Origin of the sequence: Pseudoduganella chitinolytica (assembly GCF_029028125.1) — a bacterium.
GTDB classification, from domain to species: domain Bacteria; phylum Pseudomonadota; class Gammaproteobacteria; order Burkholderiales; family Burkholderiaceae_D; genus Rugamonas; species Rugamonas chitinolytica.
This window is the reverse complement of record NZ_CP119083.1, coordinates 4,784,036-4,800,600: the sequence shown is the minus strand read 5'-3', so window position 1 is coordinate 4,800,600 and position 16,565 is coordinate 4,784,036. Positions and strand designations below refer to the sequence as shown.

Annotated in this window: 15 protein-coding genes and 1 pseudogene; 10 read left to right on the top strand and 6 right to left on the bottom strand. The window is 62.7% G+C overall.

Going from position 1 to position 16,565, the window contains the following annotated elements; translation table 11 throughout:
* Positions 1 to 6: 6 nt before the first annotated feature.
* The 7 genes and pseudogenes from PX653_RS21320 to PX653_RS21290 all read left to right on the top strand — a co-directional run bounded on the left by PX653_RS21320 (position 7) and on the right by PX653_RS21290 (position 7,691).
* Positions 7 to 4,881: an RHS repeat-associated core domain-containing protein gene (locus PX653_RS21320; protein ID WP_277414713.1), complete on the top strand. Its 4,875-nt coding sequence runs from the start codon at positions 7 to 9 to the stop codon at positions 4,879 to 4,881.
* 21 nt (positions 4,882 to 4,902) lie between these two features.
* The gene (locus PX653_RS21315; RefSeq protein ID WP_277414712.1) at positions 4,903 to 5,406 is read left to right on the top strand and encodes a hypothetical protein; all 504 of its coding nucleotides are present in this window, start codon (positions 4,903 to 4,905) and stop codon (positions 5,404 to 5,406) included.
* A 324-nt stretch (positions 5,407 to 5,730) separates the two neighbouring features.
* Positions 5,731 to 5,954, top strand: a pseudogene (locus PX653_RS28385) (RHS repeat-associated core domain-containing protein); the annotation flags it as partial.
* Complete coding sequence (locus PX653_RS21305; protein WP_277418630.1) at positions 5,946 to 6,392, top strand: HNH/endonuclease VII fold putative polymorphic toxin; 447 nt, start codon at positions 5,946 to 5,948, stop codon at positions 6,390 to 6,392. The pseudogene PX653_RS28385 and the gene PX653_RS21305, both read left to right, overlap by 9 nt.
* The gene (locus PX653_RS21300; protein ID WP_277414711.1) at positions 6,389 to 6,709 is read left to right on the top strand and encodes a hypothetical protein; all 321 of its coding nucleotides are present in this window, start codon (positions 6,389 to 6,391) and stop codon (positions 6,707 to 6,709) included. Before PX653_RS21305 ends, PX653_RS21300 begins: the two co-directional genes overlap by 4 nt.
* On the top strand, positions 6,681 to 7,088 hold the full coding sequence (locus tag PX653_RS21295) for a hypothetical protein (protein ID WP_277414710.1): 408 nt from the start codon (positions 6,681 to 6,683) through the stop codon (positions 7,086 to 7,088). The genes PX653_RS21300 and PX653_RS21295 overlap by 29 nt, the downstream gene beginning before the upstream one ends.
* A 324-nt stretch (positions 7,089 to 7,412) precedes the next feature.
* Positions 7,413 to 7,691, top strand: a complete 279-nt coding sequence (locus PX653_RS21290; RefSeq protein WP_277414709.1) for a PAAR domain-containing protein — start codon at positions 7,413 to 7,415, stop codon at positions 7,689 to 7,691.
* 36 nt (positions 7,692 to 7,727) lie between these two features.
* On the opposite strand, the gene PX653_RS21285 is transcribed toward PX653_RS21290, so the two are convergent.
* Complete coding sequence (locus PX653_RS21285; RefSeq protein ID WP_277414708.1) at positions 7,728 to 8,285, bottom strand: hypothetical protein; 558 nt, start codon at positions 8,283 to 8,285, stop codon at positions 7,728 to 7,730.
* 444 nt (positions 8,286 to 8,729) lie between these two features.
* Between PX653_RS21285 and PX653_RS21280 the strand changes: the two genes are divergently transcribed.
* From PX653_RS21280 to PX653_RS21270, 3 genes are all read left to right on the top strand, one after another.
* Positions 8,730 to 9,245, top strand: a complete 516-nt coding sequence (locus tag PX653_RS21280) for an outer membrane protein (protein ID WP_277414707.1) — start codon at positions 8,730 to 8,732, stop codon at positions 9,243 to 9,245.
* A 227-nt stretch (positions 9,246 to 9,472) separates the two neighbouring features.
* Positions 9,473 to 12,439, top strand: coding sequence for a Calx-beta domain-containing protein (locus tag PX653_RS21275; protein ID WP_277414706.1), 2,967 nt, complete (start codon positions 9,473 to 9,475; stop codon positions 12,437 to 12,439).
* Positions 12,440 to 12,553: 114 nt separating this feature from the next.
* Positions 12,554 to 12,943: a VOC family protein gene (locus PX653_RS21270; RefSeq protein WP_277414705.1), complete on the top strand. Its 390-nt coding sequence runs from the start codon at positions 12,554 to 12,556 to the stop codon at positions 12,941 to 12,943.
* A 114-nt stretch (positions 12,944 to 13,057) separates the two neighbouring features.
* Here the strand turns inward: PX653_RS21270 and speD are convergent, their stop codons facing one another.
* Genes speD through PX653_RS21245 form a run of 5 tightly spaced genes read right to left on the bottom strand, consistent with a single transcriptional unit; the run spans position 13,058 to position 16,525 of the window.
* On the bottom strand, positions 13,058 to 13,417 hold the full coding sequence (gene speD, locus PX653_RS21265; protein WP_371876363.1) for an adenosylmethionine decarboxylase: 360 nt from the start codon (positions 13,415 to 13,417) through the stop codon (positions 13,058 to 13,060).
* A gap of 32 nt (positions 13,418 to 13,449) precedes the next feature.
* The gene (locus PX653_RS21260; RefSeq protein ID WP_277414703.1) at positions 13,450 to 13,611 is read right to left on the bottom strand and encodes a hypothetical protein; all 162 of its coding nucleotides are present in this window, start codon (positions 13,609 to 13,611) and stop codon (positions 13,450 to 13,452) included.
* Positions 13,608 to 15,059: a DUF4178 domain-containing protein gene (locus PX653_RS21255; RefSeq protein WP_277418629.1), complete on the bottom strand. Its 1,452-nt coding sequence runs from the start codon at positions 15,057 to 15,059 to the stop codon at positions 13,608 to 13,610. Before PX653_RS21255 ends, PX653_RS21260 begins: the two co-directional genes overlap by 4 nt.
* Before the next feature lie 25 nt (positions 15,060 to 15,084).
* Positions 15,085 to 16,110 carry an SPFH domain-containing protein gene (locus PX653_RS21250; protein WP_277414702.1) on the bottom strand — a complete coding sequence of 342 codons (1,026 nt, stop codon included), beginning with the start codon at positions 16,108 to 16,110 and terminating at the stop codon, positions 15,085 to 15,087.
* Positions 16,111 to 16,138: 28 nt separating this feature from the next.
* Complete coding sequence (locus PX653_RS21245) at positions 16,139 to 16,525, bottom strand: DUF350 domain-containing protein (protein ID WP_277414701.1); 387 nt, start codon at positions 16,523 to 16,525, stop codon at positions 16,139 to 16,141.
* Positions 16,526 to 16,565 lie beyond the last annotated feature (40 nt).

Genomic DNA, 16,565 nt, shown 5'->3' with positions numbered 1-16,565 from the left:
AGCTCCATGACCGAACCCACGTCCAAGCCCACTGCGCGCGCGCCGGAAGTCGCCGTCGCGCCACTGAATACGATCGACCAGCGGGACGTCGGTGCCGCCGCCGCCGCCTTCGACAAATGGCTGCGCAAGATCAGCTACGATTACGTGACGCTGGACCGCCTGAGCACGGTCGCCGGTAGCTTGCCGGTGATCGGCAACATCATGGCCTTGATGGACGCCATCATGGACGTGGTCGGGATCATGCAGAAGTACATCGCGAAGGAGAAGGAGAAAGTCGATTTCCTGGCCTGGGTCAGCCTGGGCATCAACCTGATCGGCGTGGTGCCGGTGCCGCCAGGGATGAGCGCGGCGCGCATGAGCCTGCGTCCGGCCCTGCACCTGGCCCGGCAAAAGCTGGCGATGGGCGCCAAGGATATCGGCGCCGCATTGGTCGAGGTGCTGGTCCTGCACCTCAACGCCAGGCTTGCCGGCGAACTCGAGACTTTCATCGACGGCGCGATGGCCAGGCTGTCCGGCATCCTGGACGAATGCGCCAAGGTGGCCGACGGCATTGCCGACGACCTGATCAAGATCCTCAACCGCTGCATCGGCAAGGAGCCGCTGTTCGAAGTGGCAGCCCCAGCGGAAGTGGAGAGCAAGCTGCACGACCCCAAGGTGCAAAGCAGTTGGCGCCGCATGCTGGGCGCGATTGACCGGCAGTACAAAAGGGCAGCGAACTACGCTGCCGCCACCGCAGCCAGGCAGTTGCCGCAAAGTGCGGTCGCTGGCGTGACGGCCATCATCGGTCACCTGAAGGAGTTCAAGCCGGCGTTTCGCGGCAAGCTCGCGTCCCTGGCCGACGAACAGGCGCAGATGAGCATAAAGTGGATCCTGATGCGCCTGCGCGACGCGGTCGTCAAGCACAAGAAGCCCCATATGGCGCTGGTGCCGTCCGCCAAGGGCGCGCAGCACAAGAAAGATAAACCCGGGCAGGAGCTCGCCGCCACCAGCCATCAAAGCCCGGCAACGGGCGACGCCAATGCCTGCAAGCTGTGCCCCGCCAAAGGCGGCACGGCGCGCTCGATCAGCTTTGCCACCGGCGCCGAAACCTTTACGCATACCGACTTCGTGCTGGACGCGCCGCTCCCGATCGAATGGAGCCGCACCTACCGCAGCCAGCTAGTCGCTTATGACCGCGGCAACCTGGGCGCGCGCTGGCTCACGCCGTACAGCACGCGCATTGACGTCGTCGGCCAGGGGAAGCCGGCCGGCCTGCTGTATCACGCCGCCGATGGCCGCAGCCACCGCTATCCGTGGCTGTCCGTTGGCCAGAAGTACCACGACCCGGTCGAGCAGATCACGCTGACCCGCCTGAGCATGACTCTGCTCACGCTCGACTTCGGCAAGCCGCTGCCAGAAGGCGAAGCCAGCCCATGGCGCGAAACCTACGAACTGACCGACACCGTCCGCGCCAAAGCCCTGGAAATGGGCAAGCAACATTTCCGCCTGATCGCGCTGCACGCGCGCGATGGCGCCGCCCTCGGCCTGCGCTACGACCACGTGGTTGCCGGTGAGCAGGTGCTCAGCGACATCATCAGCAAGCAAGGCGAAATCATCGTCGCCCATGCCGGCACCCAGGTCGACGCCGACACCGGCTGCATCCGCGCGCTGTGGGAGATCCAGGACGGCGCGTTGGTGCGCCAACTGGCCGCCTACGACTACGACGAGCAGGGCGACCTGATCCAAGCCCAGGACGAAAACGCCGCCGCCTGGCACTACCAATACGACCGCCACCTCGTCACCCGCTACGCCGACCGTACCGGGCGCGGCATGAACCTGGCCTACGACACAAGCATCGACAGCGGCGCACATGCCAAAGCGATCCGCGAGTGGGCCGACGACGGCAGCCACGACACCCGGCTCGAGTGGGACAAGAACATCCGCCTGACCTACGTCACCGATGCGTTGGGTCAGGAAACCCGTTACTACTACGACATCGCTGGCTACACCTACCGCACGGTGTACCCGGACGGGGGCGAGGAATGGTTCTTCCGCGACGACGCGAAGAACGTCGTCCGCCACATCCACGCCGACGGCACCAGCGAACATTTCCGTTACGACGACCACGGCAACCTGCTCACGCACACCCGCGCCGATGGCAGCCAGGTCCATTTCGAGTATGACGCCCAGCACCGCATCACCGGCATCCTCGACGCCGAAGGCGGCACCTGGAAGCGCGACTACAATGCGCAGGGCCACCTGGTCGAGGAAATCGACCCGCGCGGCAACAAGACACAATACGCCTACGACAAGGCCGGCCGGCCCGTCGAAGTCACAGATGCCAAGGGCGGCGTCAAGAAACTCGCCTATACGCCAGATGGCCAGCTCGCCAGCTACACGGACTGCTCCGGGCACAGCAGCCGGTGGGAATATGACGAGCGCAAGCGCCTGGTCAAAAGCATCGACGCCGCGGGCAACGTTACGCGCTATCGCTACACGCCGCTTGGTGTCGAAACCCTCACGCTCGCGCACAGCGAAGAAATTGGCAATCATCCCGGCCAACTCGAAGCCGTCATCCACCCGGACGGCACCGAAGAGCAACTGCGCCACGACGCCGAAGGCCGCCTGCTGGCGCACATCGACGCGCTGCAACGCACCACCGCCTACCGCTATACCGCAGCCGGGCTGATCGCCCAACGCACCGATGCGCTGGGACAAAGCCTGCAGTACCGGTGGGACGCGCTCGGCCGCCTCTCAGCGCTGGAAAACGAAAACGGCAGTGTCTACCGATTCCAGTACGACCCGGTCGGCCGCCTGCTGCAGGAACAGGGTTTCGATGGCAAAGCCACCGAGTACCGCTACCATGAAGGCACCGGCGTACTGGCGGAAACCATCGAAGCTGGCGTCACCACGCGGCTCGAGTTCGACGCCATGGGCCGGCTCGTGCAACGCCGCGCCGCAGCCCCCGGGCAGGCCGAGCAAATCGAGACCTTCGCCTACAACGCCAACGGCCAACTGGCCGACGCAAGGAACGAGCACGCCCGGCTGCAATGGTTCTACGATGCCGCCGGCAACTTGGTGCGCGAGCACCAGCACTACCAGGGCCCGTTCCATCTTGAGAAGCGCACGGCGGTCTGGCACCACAGGTACGATGAACTCAACCTGCGCACCGGTACGATCCGGCCGGACGGCCACCGTGTTGAATGGCTGACCTACGGCGCCGGCCACGTGCACGGCATGCTGCTTGACGGGCAGGAGCTCGTGTCCTTCGAGCGCGACGCGCTGTACCAGGAAACCGGACGCACCCAGGCCAATGGCCTGCTGCAAACGATGAAGTACGACCCGGCCGGCCGGCTGATCGAACAGCAGCTCGGCGCCATCGCGCGGGCCCAGCAGAACTTTGCGCCCGGCCAGTACCGTCCCGACGTCCAGGTCGGCATGCAGGCAGCGATCCAGCGGCGCTACCGCTACGACCAAGCTGGCCAGCTGACCGGCATCGACGACAACCGCCGTGGCCGCATCGAGTACCGCTATGACCCGGTCGGACGGCTGCTCGCCGCAAACAGCGCCATGGGCCGTGAAACCTTCGCGTTCGACCCGGCCGGCAATATCCAGGCGCCGAATACTGCGCAGCGAGAAACGATCAGCCATCGCACCCTGCTGCCAAAGGTGCTGGACAACCTGCTCAAGGAATACGCCGGCACCAGCTACCGCTACGACGATCGCGGTAATCTAGTCGAACGAGTGCAGAATGGACAGCGCGACAGTTTCGAATGGGATGCGTTCAACCGGATGACCCGGGCCAACACCCGGCACGGCGTCACCACCTTCGCCTACGATCCGCTGGGACGACGCATCGCTAAGCACAGCCAGGCGCTGGAGGGTACCTTCTTCAAGGAAGCGACCCGGACCGTGTACGGCTGGGATGGCGATACACTGGCGCTGGAAAGCAGCGTGCACCAGGGCCATGCGGCGGGTGAACGCACGGTGCACTATGTCTATGAGCGAAACAGCTTCGTACCGCTGGTGCAGGCTACCCGGAGCGGAGCCCTTCAACTGTCGCCCACCACGGATGTGAAGGCGCTGATGGCTGGTAACGACGGCAAGTACGATATTGCGCTCGATCCACTCTGGAATGGGGAGCACGAGCAGGAAGCCGAACCGTTTGGTGAGCATGAGATCGCCTTCTATCAGTGCGACCACCTGGGTACACCGCAGGAGTTGACGGATTGCGAGGGCAAGGTCACGTGGTCTGCGCAGTACAAGGCATGGGGACAAGCGAAGGAAGCAATCAGCGACGCTGCGCACAAAACCGGCATACTCAATCGGCTAAGGTTCCAAGGGCAATACTTTGATGATGAGACAGGGCTGCATTACAACCGGCATCGGTATTACGACACGCATTCGGGACGATTTATCTCGAAGGATCCCGTAGGGCTGCTTGGCGGCGATCATCTTTACTCCTATGCGGCTAATCCAATGGAATGGGTTGACCCGCTGGGCTTAACCAGAACGAAAAGTAGCCCTCAGAAGACCACGGCAGTTGAGAAGCCTCGCAAGTGCGAAGCGACATTGACGTCGAATCAAGCGCGACGCGAAGCGCTTCGAAGAGCAGGGATTCCCACAAGCGCCTCACCGTTTGCGCAAAGGACTTCATCGGGCATATATACGGACAGAGTCCCCGCGCCGAAAGGAATGGAACAATATGCGTATCGAGTGAAGACAGCAAAAGGAGAAAGATTAATGATCTTATCCCATCACATGCAAGACAACGATCACGCATGCTCACATTGGCATGTTGGCATAGCAAAATCGCTCGACACTGACGGTATGCCTAGCAAATTTGAAAACGGCGCTTGGAAATATATGACCGGCGGACCGGTTGTCGAACATCACCCATAGTCTTTAAAAGGAACCGAGACGATGAGTCTTGAAGAAAAGATCGTTGCAAACCGACAGAAGCGCAATCTCCTGCAAATGCACGAGCAATTAAAGGAAAGCGGTCTGCAGAACTCAGTAGTGAAGCCCATTTATTACCCTGAATCTGGTACTCTACTAGACCTGGTTCTCAAAAATATGAACGGGAGCGTTTGGCAAAAGCACTTTTATACTCTGCCTTCCTCAGATTGCGAAAACAAGATTTATGAACATTTGGCACAGCTTAGTAAACAGGAAGAGACAATGATATGTTTTTTCCCAGATTACTCCCCGCAGGTAAATGATGTAATCTCAGACTTACCTATTCTTGAGATTTCAGCCAATAAGGTTGAGGCTTGGTACAAATTCGCAAAAGGTAGTGGACTGCACTTTTTTCTATGTTCATCCATGGATCTTCGCAAAGGAATTGTGCTCGATGTCTATGAGGCCGACCCTGTTGTGCATCGCACTGCCGGAGCGGTGTGCGATTTGTATTTCTGGGAAGTGTAGCCTAGCCAACATATAAGTTAATACGTTAGTACAACGCATTGTCGCAGTATGACTGAAGCCGAGCAGCAATATGCTGTCAAAACAAGCTAGGAAGCGTATGCGCAGGGTAGCGGATCAAGCGCCTTCCGTTGTGCCGGCGCGACTGGAGGGTTGTGCGGCTGATGGGCGCGGTTGGCGGCTATAGAACGTTACTGGCGTACGTTCCGGTCGACGGCGCCACTGCTCGATCCGTTATGAAATGGCGAATTCGAGCAGGAATCCGAGCCGTTCAGCAAGGATGAGATCGCCTTCTATCAGTGCGATCATCTCCGTACGCCGCAGGAGTTGACGGATTGCGAGCGGAAGGTTGCGTGGTCGGCGCAGTACAAGGCATGGGGACGAGCGAAGGAAGCAATCAGCGACGCGGCGTACAAGGCCGGGATGCGGAATCGGATACGGTTCCAGGGCCAATATCTCGATGATGAGACAGGGCTGCACTACAACAGATACCGGTACTACGATCCCTACAGTGGAGATATTTGACGCGAGACCCGATCGGGTTGGCTGGTGGTGAAAATCTGTATGCATATGTTCCCAATCCGGCGACCTGGATTGATCCTTTTGGCTTATCCTCATGCGATAACCGAAATTTCAAAACCAGAAAAGAGGATCTTAATGCCATCAAAGATAGAGCTAATGTACCGCGATCTCAGCAGATAGAGAAACAATGGACTGTCGGTGATGACGTTACGCGCAGAGGTTATGGAAATTACGTATACGTTCCGAACCCGGGCGCACATGGGAGGTATTACCAATACAAGACGCCAGCAAGAACTGTGGTGGTCGCTGAACATACGAATGATCCTTGCAACCAGTTCAATCATTTTCATGGTGGAGAACCCAAGGAAGGGCGTTCAGCTCATGCGGATATGCAAGGTGACCGGTATGGCCAAATTGGGGGTAAGCATCATTATCTATATGGAGCACGTAAAGGAGCGTCCAAGTGACCGTCTCACTACAAGACAAACTGCAAAGAATGAAAGAGTCGCAGTTGATAGCGGAATTCCAGAATATCCTAACCGGTCTTGAATGTCTCTCTGTAGTGGAAGCAAGTGAGTTTGCGTCATCGCTTAATCAACTGATAGCTCATGCCAACAGAACGGACACGCCGCGTCTAGGAAAAATTGCCTGCGCGGAGGAACAAGCGGATATATTCTCTTGGGTGGAGCGCATGTTTGTAGCTTCGGGGATCGGGGTAGAAAGGTTCTATCTCTCTGCACCTTATCGATTCGGGCGTGAAAAGCATTCGACCAGCCTCTGGTGATGCGGCCTTGAGTGCTTTCGCCGAAGAAGGTTTGATCGAGAAGCGCGAAAATGATAGAGGCGAAACCTACTACCACGTTGAAGCTGTGGAGGACGGTATGAGGTTCGGCGCTTTCATCGGCGCCCAAGCGAGCACAATCAAGTGGATCACGTTGCGCTGGCTGGACGGTCCCTGCACCAGCAAAGGCTGGGATGGCGTAAGTGAAGAGGCGCTGAGAGAGGAATACCGTCTCCTGCTGGATTTCGTGAAAAAACAGGCCGGAGGTCCGCCGGCCAGCAAAAGAGATAGGCAGCGTACGTGGCGCTTCAAATGGGGGCACGTTGATGTGAACTATGAACCACGAGACTTTGTCGTGGCCATCTTTATGGTATTTCGGTGAGGTCGCTCGGCGACACCCTCTACGCTGCGGCGGCCGGCATTGCTGGTGTCACGCGCACGGCAACTCCCCCATACGCCCGCGTCAACAGCAGCCATTTCAACTATGGCATATCGACAGTGCCGGTCATACAATGCAGCGTCGCGCAATAGGCGTCGGCGTCAGCGGTCGAGCGTCCACGTCAGACACACAGGAAGATAGGGGCCGGCCACTGCCACTAGCCGAGCTGCCGCTGTGGCACGCAACGAGGATTCAGTCGAGCCCATCCGAACGGCTTCTATTTAACGGCTTCTATTATTAGCGTCACCGATTCCAGAGGAGAACCCAATGTCATTGAAGATCATTACAGTCGGCGACATGACCGATCACGGCGGCACTGTAATCAGCGGCTCGCCGGATCACGACATCCGCGGAAAAGCGATCGCCCGGCTGGGTGACAAGGTTGCCTGTCCGCTGGTCTACCCCGGCGGCAAACCGCACGGTATCAACAAGATCGTTACCGCCCACGACACGCTGACTGTCAACGGGGTGCCAGTTGCGGTCGAGGGATGCAAGACGGAATGCGGGTGCAAGCTGATCGGCAGCATGCCGGCAACGGTCGGTTGAAGATATCGCCAGATATTGCCATGTCGGGCGAGCCCTCTACTGGCACAATCCGAACGCCTTGCGCTCGGGGAACCACCGGTACGTAAACGTGCGCACCGGATACCGATCGCCGCCGATCACCAGCGCCGGCGGCGTCAGGTCGAAGCGCTCCGGGAGTTTCGACTGCACGCGTAACCGGGCGCGCCATTGCGTGTGATCGGAATTGGCGACAGCCACCAGCAGCTTCGGCACCCCCTCGATCGAATCGACAATTTCCGGCCGCGTGTCCGTGCCGCGCGAATAAAACGTCACCACTTCCGCGCGGGCGATGCGCGCGCCCTTGGGCTGGGTGACGGGATAGCTCAACGTGGCGAACTGCGCCTGGGTGGCGCGCGGCAGTAGGTAGACCAGGCCGAACTCGGCGCCACCACCCGGCAGCGTGGTCGGGCTTGTCGCCGTGACCGTGATCCCGTCCGGCAGGTCGAAGCGGGACGTTTCCACGTACTCGCTGCAGGTTGGCGTCTTGGCCATGTAGAGCTGGACAGGCTGGTAGCGGTCGCCGCAGGCGGACAGCGCCAGCAGGGGCAGGGCGGACAGGAGCGCAAGGCGGCGCATGGCAGGGTTCCATAAACGTGGGAGCGCCAGTTTACCGCACGGGTGGTGCTTGCGACAGCATTGCTGGTCCGTACCCAGCATGCCCGCTTTGGCAACGCACTCTAACGGAACCAGAAACGCAACGACGCGAGGCTTGCGGGATGCGATCGGTCCCAGCGGCGTCAAACTATCGTGCTCACCTTGACGGACGGGCCCCAACGCGATGAAGATGACCTCGGTCGACGCTCTCACGTCGAACCGCTCATTGGCGGCACAATCCAACGCCGTGTACCGCACACATTTCACGCTGTGAGGATTCATGACCGGACGACATCTACGTTACATCCCCTTGGCTGCGGCGCTGGCAGCGAGCTGCCGGCACCGGCGCAGGCAGCGGACGACATTCCCGTTAACTATGCAGGCGTGCACCTGGGCGCCAACACGTTGCGCGATTGGAACGCCAGTGTGGATTTCGGCTTCGGTACCCCCCTCGACGGCCGTGCCGAACTGAAGCGGGGCCTGCACGGCGGCCTCCAGCTGGGGCGCCAGTCCGGCCACGGCCGCTATGAAGTGGAATACGTGCGGGGGCGCATCCGGGTCGAGCGCCTGACACTGGCGCCGCTGAGCGAGGCGGTGGACGCCCGCGGCCACTACGAAGCCGTGTTCGCCAACGTCTACCGTGCGGATCAGCTCACTGCTGCACTGGACAGTTTTGTCGGCGGTGGCATCGGCTGGGGCCGCGTCAAGTTGCCGCAGCTGAACCTGGGCGAGGCGTGCGCGTGCTTCGGGCCCGCGTCGAAAAGCGGCTTTGCCTGGCAGTTGCGGGCGGGACTGGCTTACCGGCTGACCGTAAACGACCGCATTGCCCTGCAATACAGTTGGCTGAACCTGCCGAAGCCCGCGCGCGACGGCGAGCCGGCCGTGCAGTACGATCGCCGCCGCTTCGGCGCGCTGACGCTGGGATACCTGCGTCAGTTCTGAGGGTATCAAAATGTCACGCCTTGTTGCGTTTAGGCTGCAAGGTCGTCGCGGCTGCCCCGTTCGAGGGCAGCCACTAGTTCCATGCTTTGATTGCCGTACGGCAACGTAGTATGCTGTGGAAAGCAGCGCATCCGCTGCCCTGCCACGTCGTTCGCGTCCCTTCTATCCGTTGTGCCTGTCGCCTGAACGTGCGCGTTTCCACTTTGTAAATTGCCGCGAGGTTGACCTTGGCCCTCAGTACTGTCTCCGTATCGTTTACCGATGGGTTCATCGGCACGGCGTCCAAATCCAACGAAGCGTCCGGCGCTTCGCTGATGTCGGCGCTGGGTTGGTCCAATGTGCAGTTCCAGCAGGACACCAGCAACGGCTCGTTCGGCGGAACGCAAGGCACGATCCTGATCACGGATGCGGCCGGCATTACGCACCGCATCGACAGTGTCATTGCATGGCGCGCTCCCAACGGCACGCCATCGACCATGGTGTTTTACGCAACGGGTCCGGCCACCCACACGCTGGCGACGACGGGCGGCGGCGCCGTCGTGGTGGACCCGAAATCGCTGGACGCCAACGACCCGCACAGCTTCCTGGGCCTGACGTTCAACAACCAGACCCTGACGATCACCGGCGGCGTCGTATCCGGCAATGCGTCCACCACCGGCCTGATGAGCGAGCTGAACACGTACCTGGCCGCGCAGCCCCAGCTGTCGATCGGCGACGCCGTCATCGACGAGAGCGCGGGCGTGGCCACGGTGACCGTCACCCTGGACAAGGCATCAAGCGACACGGTGACCGTCCGGTATGCGACGACCGACGGCACGGCCTCGGCGCCGGCCGACTACACGGCTGGCAGCGGCACGGTCACATTTACGCCGGGCCAGACCAGCAAGACCATCCAGGTTGCGCTGATCGACGATACTTATCACGACGGCGCACACACGTTCAGCATCGTACTGAGCGACAGCAGGTTTGCCGCCATTGTCGACAACACCGGCATCGTGACCATCAATGACAACGATCCGGCGCCGTCCGTCGCCACCGTAACGGTCGAAGACGCCTTACAGCCGGCTGCCAGCAACGTGGCCGAAGGCGGCCAGCTCATCTATACGGCAGCGCTCAACGGCAACGGCGGCGAGTATGCCGTGGCCTTGGGCGGCAGCGCCACGGCTGGCGACTATGCCGCGCTGACGTTCAGCAACGGCGTCGCCTGGCGCAACGGCGATCCGGCCACGGGCATCGTGGTCGTGCCGCGCGGTGTGACAGGTTTCCAGGTCGGGCTGGTCACGGCCGACGACAGCGATGTCGAGCCCGCGGAAACGGTCGTGCTGACGATCGGTGGAGTGGGTGCGACTGGCACCATCGACGATAACGATGTGGCGCCGCCGCCACCACCCGCGCCACCGCCGGCACCGCCAGTAGCCCCGCCGTCCCCCCCGCCGGCCCCTCCGCCGCCGGCACCACCGGTGACGCCGCCGCCTGCGCCACCAGTGACGCCGCCGCCAGCACCGCCAGTGACACCGCCAGCACCACCGGTAACGCCACCGGTAACGCCACCGCCCGTCGTACCCACAGTCCCTTCGCCGGCGGAACCAACGTTGCCACCGGCGCCAGTCGTCCCTGTGCCCGTGCTGCAAACGGTGCTGGACCGGTCCTCGGACACGGGCCGCAGCAACAGCGATGCGGTGACCGACGTGCTGACGCCGCAGTTCGTCGTTACCGGCGGTGCCCTGCTGGCGCAAGGCAGCAGCGTGCGCCTGCTGACCGCTTCGGGCGAACTGGTCGGCGTTGCCGCGCTGACGGCAGCCGACGTGGCCGCTGGCCGCCTCACCGTGGCGACGGTCGCACTGGACGACGGCACGTACACCCTGCAGGCGCAGTTGCTCGACAGCGCCGGCAATGTGCTGACCCAGGCGCCCGGCAGCGTCACGATCGTCACGGACCTGGACGGCATCGCGCCGTCAGTGGAACGGGCGGCGCACGATGGCGACAGCAATCGCGACGGCGTCGCCGACTGGCAGCAGCACGGCGTGGCCCAGTTGCCGCTCGCTTCGGCAGCTGCCTTCGCGCTCGGCAAGGAAGCACCCGTCGCGACATTCGGCGCGATCCTGGCGGGCACGGTCGCGGCGCCCGGTGCCGCCGTCGCGCTGACGGATGGGGCTCAACTGCGCGAGCTGGCCGTCACGGAAGCGGCGGCACCGCTGCCCACGACCCATCGTGCCGCCTCGCCGGTATTCCACTTCACGGTCACGGCGCAGGAAGGACAGGCCGCGCTGCCGGACCTCGACCCGATGCGCGCCGGGCTGCAGACCCGCGTGGTCATCGAGCTGGCGCCGGGCGGTGTCGTTGCGAACGATTTCGTCAAGTTCGACAGCGCCACGCAAAGCTGGTACAGCTTCCTCGACGACGGACGCCTGGACACACTGGACGACGGCGCCACCTTGCTCGATGCCGATGGCGACGGCCGGATCGACCGCGTGGTGGTCACGCTGACGGATGGCGCGCGGGGCGACGATGACGGTGTTGCCAACGGCACCATCGTCGATCCCGGCATGCTGGCGTTCGACCTGGTGCCACCGGCCCACGTCTACAGCATCCTGCTGGCCGGCGGCGACCGCTACTACACCGCCAGTGCGACGGAGGCAGCCCAGCGCGCTGCCGGCACCGGCAACGTCTTCGAAGGGTCGCGCTTCGACGCCACCCCGGATGGACAGCACGTCAGTGCGTGGTACCAGCCGTTCACGCAGGACCATGCGTTCATTGCGGGTGGCCAGGCACTGCCGTACGAGTGCTATGCCGCGGTGGCCGGGGCGGCCGGCTTCCACGTGGCCGGCAGCGGCACCGGTATTCACCTGTACCAGAACCTGCGCGGCCATACGCAGTTGCTGAGCGAGTCCGATGCGGCCATGCTGGGCCTGGCCGGCCAGGGTTATCGCGACCGGGGCGTGCAATTCGGCGCTGCCACCGATCAAGCTTTTACGTTCGACGTGGAGGGCTACTTGGTCGCGAATCGCGACAATGGCACCGTCCTTGCACTGGTCCAGGCATTGGCCACGCAATACGGTTCCACGAGCGCCGCCGGATTTATCGATGCCGTCGAGCAGAACTATTTCCAGCAGATCCAACTGGTCGGCGTGGCCAATGGCGGCGTTGCTTCCGCATATGACGTCAATGCCGTGTTCGGCACGCAATTTATCTAGCGCAGCGGCGACGATATTTCCCGTAAGTAAATAATCCGGTACCGGGCGCATGAGTTGCGCGCCGGTGGCCCGGTATCGGTGCTAGTGTGTCAGCTCCACAATGAGGGAGCCGACATGATTCACCATCTGGGTATTGTGGTGACGGATTTCGTACGCAGTGCGGCGTTATATGACGCCTGCCTGGCACCGCTGGGCATCCGCCGTACCGAAACCGATCTCGATTGGGCCATTTACGCGCCCGACAACGGCCACCCGTTCTTGTGGCTGGGTTCCGAATTTCCAACCTACTGGTCGGCCGGCAAACAGGCCGGCAACGCCCCTATCCACCTCGCCTTTTGCGCACCCGACCGGGCGGCGGTGGACGCTTTTTACCGTGCCGCGATGGAGTTGGGCGCCGAGGACAATGGCCCGCCCGGTATCCGGGTCAGCTATGCCAATTTCTACAGCGCTTATATTCTCGATTACGACGGGAATAATATCGAGGCGACGTTGCGGGAGGATTGACTCAGTCCTGGATCTGCCAGAATGTGGCATCTTCGTGCCGAGTGTTGGCGCTGTAGGCTTAGGGTCTGTCCCTGCAAGGGACTGACCCTGAAGTTTATCGGAGCGGCGTTAACTTCAGGGACAGTCCCCTGCGGGGACAGTCCCTATTAAAGCCGGGGCCCGCCGCACCGTTTGAACACTGCAATGCAGCGGCTCAAAAGCCGTCCGCACCACGGCCAATGCCTCCTCCGGCCGTGAATCGCCACACATGAAAATATCGACAGCGGCAAACTGCTGCTCAGGCCACGTATGGATCGACATATGCGATTCGGCCAGCAATACGACACCCGTAATCCCTTGTCCAATACCGAACGCGTGGAAATGGCTGTGCAGGATGGTCGCGCCGGCGGCCGTCGCGGCCGTACGCAATAATGCTTCGAGATGGATGCAGTCGCTCAACCGCTCCGGCGCCACGCCGGACAGGTCGGCCAGCAAATGCGTCCCTTCCGCCCGATACACCGCTGGCGTCATTTATGCCCGCCGCCGCTGCCCCAGCTGCCGCCACCGGTGTGCGACGACCAGCCGCTGCCACCAGAAGAGCCGGGGGAGCGGGAGCTGTTCGTGATGCTGGCCCAGCTGGTAACGATGGAAAAGATCAGCACGATAATGCCGTAACCAGGGAATTTCATGCGTCGTTATCCATCGAATCGAGGAACATGGCTGGTAAATACAGGGCCGCCGCACCGATTACGGTATAGATGAAGGCGGCGCGGAAATTGAGCAGCAGGGGAATGGCGTTGCAGACCACCATGATAATGATGAGCCAGCGGGCCGTATCGCGATGGCCGGACTTGGGCCCTGCCGCGGCGCGGCCCTTGCCGGTCTTCCTGGCAGGCGTCGCCTTGCCGAACCAGGCATTGAGCTGATCCTGCGACACATCGGTCGATTTCGACCAGGTCAGTTCCTGCGCGGTGCTCTCGGCCGCCAGCGAGGTGGGACCCCGCTCGTACTCGACGATGTGGGTCACGTCGCCCACCTGCACGCGCCAATTGAACGCGCCGGCCGCGAACGTCACGGTGGCATCGTATTCCTCGACCTTGTCGAAGCGGACACTGTTCAGGCGGGCGCCGGTTTCCTGTAGCTGCGGCCAATCGTCCAGCACGACCGACTTGGACCACTCGCCCTCCGCTTCGACCAGCCACAGGAAGCCCGCGCGCGGACCGTACAGCAGGTACTCCGTCCATTCGAAGCCTTCGTCGTCCTGGCGGCGCAGCACGCCGATGATCGTCAGCTTCTGGTTGCCCAGCTTGCCCTCGGCGCCCAGCTCCAGCGTCGTGCGCGCCGCCTTGACGCGCTCGCCGGCGCGCAGCACTTCGACCTGCGGGCTGGTGGCGTCGAGCTGTGTGGTGCAGGCGCGGCAGACGAGGGTATTGGTCAGGCCCGGCAGGTACTGGATCTGGCTGCCGCAGGAAGGGCAGGCGAGCGCCGTCAGCTTGCCCCGGTAGCGTCCCGCCGTCTGTTCGATGGCCGTGTCGTCGCGCAGCAGCTGGCATTGCAGCGCCTGCAGCGTGGTGGCCCTGCCGACGTACAGCCGCGGCTTGTCATCCGAATAATCCAGGGTCGCAAAGATGGTGCCGGCGCGCAGGTCGGCCACGCGCGCCTGCCAGCCCGCGCCCACGACGAACGGCAGCTCGCCCTGGCCGCCCACACAGTGGGCGGTGCGCACGTCGGCCGCCACGTAGCGGGTGCCGTCGAGGGTGACGGCGCGGCCCGGCGCGAGGCTGTCGAACGCCGGCAGCGGCGCAGCGGTCGCACGCAATGTCGTGATGGTGTACTGGCCGGAGGCGTCGCCCAGCCAGCCGCTGCTGCCGTCGTCGAACAGCAAGTGCCACTCCGACCACATGCCGGCGTCATAGCGCAGCTGCAGGCGGCCCACCACGGTAAACGGGCGCTTGCCCCAGATGCCGCTGGTGCCCAGCTGGATCGGCGAATAGTCTTCCAGCACCTCGGCGATCTTGCCCAGGTCGCGCACGGCGCTGGCGTCCTTCAATACGCCGGCGCGGCAGTATTCGCACACGGCCATCACGGACGCGTGCGAGCGGAAGCGCACGGGCGCGCCGCAGCTGGGGCAGTTCACCGTCAACAAGGACACTCCGCAGCGCTCAACCGATCAGCTTTTTCAACAACTCGGCCTTGGCGCTGTCGTAGTCGGCGGCCGAGATCAGGCCCTTGTCCAGCAGGCCCTTGAGCTTTTCCAGACGACTCTCGATCGCTTCCTCCGCCGGGGCGACGGCTTGCGGCGCGGCCGGCGTCAGCGACGCGCCGACGGCCTGGCCCATCGCCTGGCCGATCGTCACGCCGGCCCCGAGGCCCGCGCCGATGCCGGCGATGCCCCCTTCGTTTTGCGCCGCCAGCGGAATGGCGGTCGCGGTCTGGTAGCGCGTAAAGCCCGTCATCTTGTCGTTCGACAGGCCGCCCTTCATGCCGGCGGCGATACGCTCGTCCAGCGCGGCCTGCAGCTCTTCGGGCAGGCTGACGCTGGCCACGTTGAACTCGTCCAGCGCGATGCCGTAGCGGGCAAACGCGTCGGCCAGGTCGCCCTTGACCTCCTGCGCCATCAGGGCCTGGTTGGCCGCCATGTCGAGGAACGCGACGTTGGCGCCGCCCAGCGAACTGGCCATGGTGGCCAGCAGGATGCCGCGCAACTGGTCTTCCACTTCATCGCGCGTATAGGCCGCGCGGGTGCCGCTGATCTCCGTGAAGAACTTGCGCGCATCGGCCACGCGGTACGAATACATGCCGAAGGCGCGCACGCGGATCATGTCGAAATCCTTGTCGCGGATCGTGATCGGCTGGGGCGTGCCCCACTTGCGGCCCGTCTGCACGCGGGTGCTGAAGAAGTACACGTCCGACTTGAACGGGGCGTCGAACAGCTTGTCCCAGTTCTTCAGGTTGGTCAGCACGGGCAGGGTCTGCGTGGTCAGCTTGTGGGTGCCGGGGCCGAACACGTCGGCGATCTGGCCTTCGTTGACGAACACCGCCACCTGCGATTCGCGCACCACCAGCACGCCGCCGTTCTGGATCTCGAAATCCTGCATCGGGTAGCGCCAGGCCAGCACGCCTTCCTCGTCCTCGTTCCACTGCAGGACGTCGATAAACTGCTTCTTGATAAAGCTGCCGATACTCATGGGGCCTCCGCGTGCGTAATTGGTCGGGTCAGGAAATGCAGGCGGCGTTGATGCCGCCGATGGCCAGCGAGATGGCGCCCAGCAGGCCGCCGAATGCGCTGTTGCCGGACTCGATCTGGTCCTTCGCCATCTTCAGCGTGCGCGTCGTGATGGCATAGGCCAGCGCCTGCACGATCATCGCGCCGAAGGCCCACGCCGCGAACGCCTGGTAGTTCGGCGTGTGCAGCAGGCCCGAGGCGATCGTCAGCGAAAAGCCCAGCAGGGCGCCGCCCAGCGACAGGGCGGCCGCGTGGTTGCCCTCGCGGATCAGCGCCACTTCATCATAGGGCGTCATCCACGTATAGGCGCGGAAGAACACGGCCAGCAGCACGGCGGCCAGCACGAGATGGATCAGGTAGTTTGCGACGGCGTACACGTTATTCGCTATTGAGATTGCCAGAAGGTAAAGATATTAA